Consider the following 6214-nt stretch of genomic DNA (forward strand, 5'->3'; position numbering starts at 1 on the left):
CCTCAAGGACGTTACTCAGCGTACCCCAGTCATCCGTCTGCGCCAGACGGCTCCGCAGCAGACTGGCTCTGCGGTAGGTGTCGGCGGGCAACTGAACCTGGTGGAGAATCCGTTCCATCAGGTCACCCACCCGCCTGGCGATCATGAACCGTGATGACCGGTCGTCCTCAAGTGGCGCCGAGCCGTCAGAATAACCTGTTGCAGCGACCGGCAGCACTGGCAAAGGCTCACTGGCGGGGGGCGCCCGCTGAAACAGCCTGTCAAGAAAACCTCTCGAGGGAGCCTGCTCACTTTCCGCTGATACAGGCATCAACCGCTCGGCGAGGTCCGCAAACTGTTCCAGCCAGCGGCTCAGAGCCGCCGGGTTCTGGGTCTGAAGCGGGAACTCATCACGCAGTTTTTTCAGCGCCCGCTCTGCCGACCGGTCCCGGCTATTGCTTTCCTGCAGTGCCGCCAACCGGGCGAAAGCGTCCCTGAGCCTTCGGTTCTCAGACATCCGGGTCGCGTCCAGCAACTCGAGCTGCTCATCCAGCGTGTCCTGAAACCGTTTAAAACGAACGGTCTCCCTTTCCTGGCCCCGTAAATACTGACGCAGATCGCCAAGAATCCGGTCCAGTTCCGGGCTCTGGCCTTCTGACGCCATGCAGGTTCTGGCCAACAAACGCTCCAGCAGGTAGCGCTGCTCATCTGGAGCAGACTCCCCTGTTTCCTGTGATATTTTTTTTGACATGAACGACCCGGCTCTGAAACCTGTTCAACTGGTGTATGCCGAGGCCCGGACGCGCCAAAACCAGGGCGGCAGGGCGGCCGTTATGAATACGCACTCGACAGGTTACTGCTAACTATAGGTGCTTTACGACGATTCGTCCGGACCAGACCCCCGGCGCCGTGCACGGGGATGGGCCTGATCGTATACCCGGGACAGGTGCTGGAAGTCCAGATGGGTGTAGATCTGGGTTGTTGCAATATCGGCATGGCCCAGCAGCTCCTGCACCGCTCTGAGGTCTCCGCTGGACTCCAGCAAATGGCTGGCAAACGAATGCCTCAGCATATGGGGATGAAGTCGCTGGTCCGCCCCCTGTTTCAGACCCCAGCGCTCCAGGCGGGCCTGAACACTGCGGGTGCTGATACGCTGCCCCCGCTGGCTCACGAAGACGGCAGGTTCTGCCGTCGCTGCCAGCGCACCCCGCAAGGATAACCAGTGCTGCAGTGCCGCACGGGCCTTGCGACCAACCGGCAGTAATCGCTCACGACTGCCCTTGCCCAGCACCCGCACTTCCCCCGATACCAGATCCAGTCGCCCCAGGTCCAGCCCGGTCAGCTCCGACAGCCGCAGGCCCGACGAGTAGAGCAATTCGAACATCGCCAGATCGCGGGCCTCAAGGGGGTCATCCGGCGCCACGCCCAACAGATAGCCGAGCTGATCCGCATCTGCGGCCACCGGCAACCGGCGTCCGCTTTTGGGAGCCCGCACGTCCAGCGCAGGGTTCGCCCTCACCCGGCGCTCCCGCAGCAGATAATCGTAAAAGCCGCGTATGGCCGACAGTGTCCGCGCAATACTGCGGCCGGACTGGCCGGAGCGATTCAGGAAAGCAACGTGGCGGCGAACATCTTCAATCTGCAGCTCATCCCAGCCAGTGATGGCCGGCGTCTGTTCGCCCAGCCAGGACATCAGCCGCTCAAGATCACGCCGATAGCCACTGCAGGTATGAGGAGACTGGCGCCGTTCGGTCGCCAGGTGATCAAGATAGGCGGTCATCAGGGACGCGAGCCGCAAGTGCTCCCCCCGGCGTTCGACATCCGCCACCTGAACCATGGTCAGCGGGACTCCGCCACCGCTCCCAGCCGCAACTCGCCGCGCTGATGACGCTGCAATATAGGTGGCAGCAACCGCCGCAGGGTATCGCTGATGTAGGACAGGAATAGTGAACCCATGCTCTGATCAAAATACCCCGGCTGACAACTGCCTACCGCAAACACCCCCACCAGCTGATCGGTGTCTGTGCGCAAGGGAACCAGTGCAACAGAGGCGACCGGTTCGTCCCGCCCAGGAAACAGAAAGGCCCGATCCGCCGACCGGAACTGACCACAGACAGCTCGATCACCATCGAGCAGGGCCCCCAGCTGCTCCCGGGCATCACTCTCGCTGACCAGGTGCAGGGCGCCGGCTACCGCAGGCCCGGGCACGTCATCACCAATCAGCATCAGGCTGGCCGCATCCAGACCAAAGTCGCCACGAATGCTGTCATCGATAACCGCCGCCATATCGGCCAGGGTGCGGGCTTCGATAACCTGCATCAGCAGACGTTTGCTTTTCTCGAACAGACGATCGTTCTGACGGGCAATGGAGACCAGCTCCACAAGCTCGTGACGCAGACTGTCCCGCTGTTCCCGGAACAGATGCACCTGTCTTTCGACCAGCGATATGGCGCGCCCGCTGTCATGGGGCAGGGTCAGTGACCGCACCAGTTCGTCGCGCCCTACAAAGAAATCCGGGTGCAGCCGTAAAAAATCCACAACCTGTTCAGCGTTAAGCGCGGCGGGCTCTCCGGCCTTCTCGTGGACCGTTTGCTCTGTCATTGTGTTCTCCATGCTTGCCGGCCCGGAAAATCCGTCAGCCGGTCCGACGATCATTACCACGCGCCGGATTACGACGTTGACGCCGCCGGTTCTGCGAAGGCTCGGCCGGCAGGCGGATCTGGCCGTCAAACACCCGCGCAGTGGGTCCTTCCATCATAACAGGGGCACCCTCACCCTGCCATTCAATGACCAGATCGCCACCCGGAAGCGTGACCCGGACCTTGTCATCCAGCAGTCCCCGCAGTCGTCCCACTACCACCGCCGCGCAGGCGCCGCTGCCACAGGCAAGAGTTTCTCCGGAGCCGCGCTCGTAAACCCGCAACCGGGCATGACCACGATCGATAATCTGCAGAAAGCCGATATTGGCCCTGGCCGGGAACCGGGGGTGTCGCTCAAGCAGCGGGCCAAGTGTCTCAACCGGTGCCGTGTCGACATCGTCGACCAGCAGGACCCCATGGGGGTTGCCCATGGACACCACCGAAAGCTCCACCAACTGGCCATTCACCTCCACCGGATAAACCAGCTGAAGACTGTCTGCCGCAAACGGAATCGCGGGCGGATTCAGTTCCGGCACGCCCATATCAACGGTTACCCAGCCATCACGACCGATTCTGAGCTCAATCACGCCCGCGGCGGTCTGCACCCGCAACACCCGGCGATTGGTCAGGCGCTGATCCCTGACGAAACGGGCAAAGCAACGGGCGCCGTTCCCGCACTGCTCCACTTCGGAACCATCCGCATTAAAAATACGGTAGCGGAAATCCACGTCCGGCATTCCCGGGGGTTCCACCACCAGCAACTGGTCAAAACCCACGCCGAAATGACGGTCAGCAAGCTTCCGTATCATTTCCGGGCGCAGGCGAAATGGCTGGCTGATGGCATCAACCACCATGAAGTCGTTACCCAGACCGTGCATCTTGGTAAAACTGAGTTGCGGCGGGGCTGGACGAGCGGAACGGTGCTGCGGCTGCTCGGTCATTGTGGCAACCGATGTTCTGAGCGCAGCTGATCGTCGAGTGTTTCCCGTTCGCGCACCACAAACACCTGATCACCATCCACCATCAGTTCCGGCGGTCGATTACGGGAGTTGTAGTTCGAGCTCATCACAAAGCCATAAGCTCCGGCCGAGCGCACCGCCAGCAGGTCACCGGCCGCCAGTCGCAGGGCCCGGTCCTTGCCAAGAAAATCACCGGTTTCACAGACCGGACCCACCAGATCCCACTGCTTTTCTTCGGCATCAACACGGGGCCGGACCGGCACGATTTCCTGCCAGGCACTGTAGAGGGCAGGACGGATAAGGTCGTTCATCGCCGCATCGATAATGGCGAAATTACGGTGTTCTGTGCACTTGAGAAATTCAACCCGGGTCACCAGGATGCCCGCATTGGCCGCGATCGACCGCCCCGGTTCCAGCACCAGTTCCAGCGAACGGTCGCCAAGCCGCTCAAGAACGGCAGCCATGTAGGTGGCCGGCGCCGGCGGCGTTTCCTGATTATAGGTAACGCCGAGGCCACCACCAAGATCCAGATGACGGAGGGCAATACCCTGCCCGGCCAGACGGTCAATCAGCACCAGCACTCTGTCAAGGGCGTCCAGGAAGGGCGTCACCGAGGTGAGCTGGGAGCCAATGTGACAGTCCACCCCGATCACATCCAGATTCGGCAGGCCGACCGCCCGGGCGTACACCGCTGGCGCCTCGGCAATATCAATTCCGAACTTGTTTTCCTTCAGCCCGGTCGAAATGTAGGGATGGGTACCGGCGTCCACGTCCGGATTGACCCGCAGGGAGACCGGCGCCCGGACCCCAAGTTCACCGGCCACCTGATCGAGCCGGTCCAGCTCGGTATCAGACTCGACATTAAAGCATCGCACGCCCACTTCCAGGGCGCGGCGCATTTCCCAGGGCTGCTTGCCAACCCCGGAAAACACCACTTTACCCGGATCGCCTCCGGCCCGCAGAACCCGTTCCAGCTCACCCGCTGAAACAATGTCAAAACCGGCGCCAAGACGGGCCAGAGTATCCAGAACAGCCAGGTTGCTGTTGGCCTTCACCGCGTAACAGATCAGATGAGGATGGCCGGCCAGGGCCTCATCATAAGCCCGGTAGTGACGCTCCAGCGTTGCCCGTGAGTATACGTATGCGGGGGTGCCGTAACGGGCAGCAATGGCATCGACCGCGACGTCTTCCGCATAAAGCTCGCCGTTACGGTAGGAAAAATGGTCCATGGAGTTTCTCTCAGAAAGTGTCTTTCAGATATCCCGATAATCAGTCAGCCGCCCGACTGGCAAGCGCAGCAGTCGCTGAGGCTTTTGCCGCTGCGCCGGGCCGCTCCAGCGGTCCTTTCTGACCGCAGCCGGACAAAACCAGCACCGCAAAAGCAAGTGTCAGCACAAGGATGACGGTTTTCTGAGTGGTCATAAAGACTCTTTCCTTGCTGTATGAGCGACCCGGCATCAAGCGGATTTCAGGTGAATCAGCAGGCAAGTATACCTGAGCACTCGCCCGCACGGCGAGGGTCCGGCGGCAGGATCGCCGCCCTCATTCCCGGACCTGAGACTCACTCACCGCCTGGTTCAGTGACGCCTGTAACTGTTGGCGATACCAGATGTACTGACAGGTCTGCAGATCCTGCTGCCACAGCCCCGGCTCCAGGTCATGTGGCAGGTACAGGTCGGTAAGATAAACCGGATAGACCGCGCCATCCTGGCGCATCGATCGGATATAGCGGGCTGCCTCCGCCATCTGGGCGTCGCCCCAGGCTTCTCTGCGGAATTCACGGTCCCCGCAGAAAAGATCAAAACCCAGAGTGCCGTCGCCCTCCTGCACGCCCACAGCATGAACCTCAAGCAACGGATCAGACACCTCTTCGGTGGGTGGCGCCGGCACTCGCTCCACCAGTGCCCGGCCACCACTGACCCTGACTTCCGCACAGTGAATCCGGGCGGCGGAGTCAGGACTTCCGGAGAGCTGGCGCAACTGGCGGCGCTCCATCAGGCTCTCCAGAAACCGGAACAGCGGTGTCAGAACCTGCCGGCGACTACCGGCAAAAGGCTGTAGCCAACCATAGACCGAACCAAGTTCATCCACCACCCAGAAGCGCACCATGGTGTCGGCCACCTGAAAGAACACCTGGACCAGATCCGGCTGACTGGCCTGACAAACCGCGCGCAGCGCAGGGTCGGACACCAGAGCGTGGCGGTCGAAGACCACCGGGCAATAACCTGACTGGGGCCTGGCGAGAAAATCCATCAGTGCCGGCTTGCTGGCCAGACCTGTGAAACCGGGCTCCTCACCATCAAACCGCAGGATAAAATAACGACTGTCCATCTCCAGCACATAGCGCATGGAGTGTGGTCCGGTGCCGCCCGCAAAGAACTGGCTTCGCACATCCGCGAACAGCTCGGTCACCCGACGGGCAATAGGCCTGGAGTGACCGGCACCACCACCCTGAACCAGAATCTCGGGAGCCTCCGCCGGAAACCGGGCCATGGTTGCCAGCACATTTTTCAGACATTGCACCAGCGCATCGCCGGTAACGTAGCGCTGCAGGCTGACCTCATGCCAGCTGTTCTCGGTAATCTGATCAATGCTCGCCACCAGATTGTCCCGACCACCACTGAAACCCAGTGAATC

At 61.3% G+C, this 6214-nt stretch carries 6 protein-coding genes and 1 pseudogene; all 7 read right to left on the minus strand.

Translation table 11 applies throughout. The annotated features are described in order from the left end of the window. A pseudogene (locus tag AAC035_RS17565) lies at nt 1-730 on the minus strand (hypothetical protein); the annotation flags it as partial. Nucleotides 731-853: 123 nt separating this feature from the next. After that, a complete protein-coding gene (gene xerC / locus AAC035_RS17570; protein ID WP_339806394.1) occupies nt 854-1759 on the minus strand; it encodes a tyrosine recombinase XerC in 906 nt (301 codons plus the stop codon). Nucleotides 1760-1818: 59 nt separating this feature from the next. Continuing rightward, on the minus strand, nt 1819-2580 hold the full coding sequence (locus AAC035_RS17575; protein WP_339806387.1) for a DUF484 family protein: 762 nt from the start codon (nt 2578-2580) through the stop codon (nt 1819-1821). Nucleotides 2581-2614: 34 nt separating this feature from the next. Beyond that, nucleotides 2615-3559, minus strand: a complete 945-nt coding sequence (gene dapF, locus AAC035_RS17580) for a diaminopimelate epimerase (RefSeq protein ID WP_339806389.1) — start codon at nt 3557-3559, stop codon at nt 2615-2617. Beyond that, nucleotides 3556-4806, minus strand: coding sequence for a diaminopimelate decarboxylase (gene lysA, locus AAC035_RS17585; RefSeq protein ID WP_339806391.1), 1251 nt, complete (start codon nt 4804-4806; stop codon nt 3556-3558). Before lysA ends, dapF begins: the two co-directional genes overlap by 4 nt. Before the next feature lie 40 nt (nt 4807-4846). After that, nucleotides 4847-4999 carry a lipoprotein gene (locus tag AAC035_RS17590; RefSeq protein ID WP_339806392.1) on the minus strand — a complete coding sequence of 51 codons (153 nt, stop codon included), beginning with the start codon at nt 4997-4999 and terminating at the stop codon, nt 4847-4849. Between the two features lie 120 nt (nt 5000-5119). Beyond that, a partial coding sequence (locus tag AAC035_RS17595; protein ID WP_339806393.1) for a class I adenylate cyclase occupies nt 5120-6214 on the minus strand: 1095 nt, incomplete at its 5' end.

Origin of the sequence: uncultured Marinobacter sp., assembly GCF_963974375.1 — a bacterium.
Lineage (GTDB): Bacteria > Pseudomonadota > Gammaproteobacteria > Pseudomonadales > Oleiphilaceae > Marinobacter.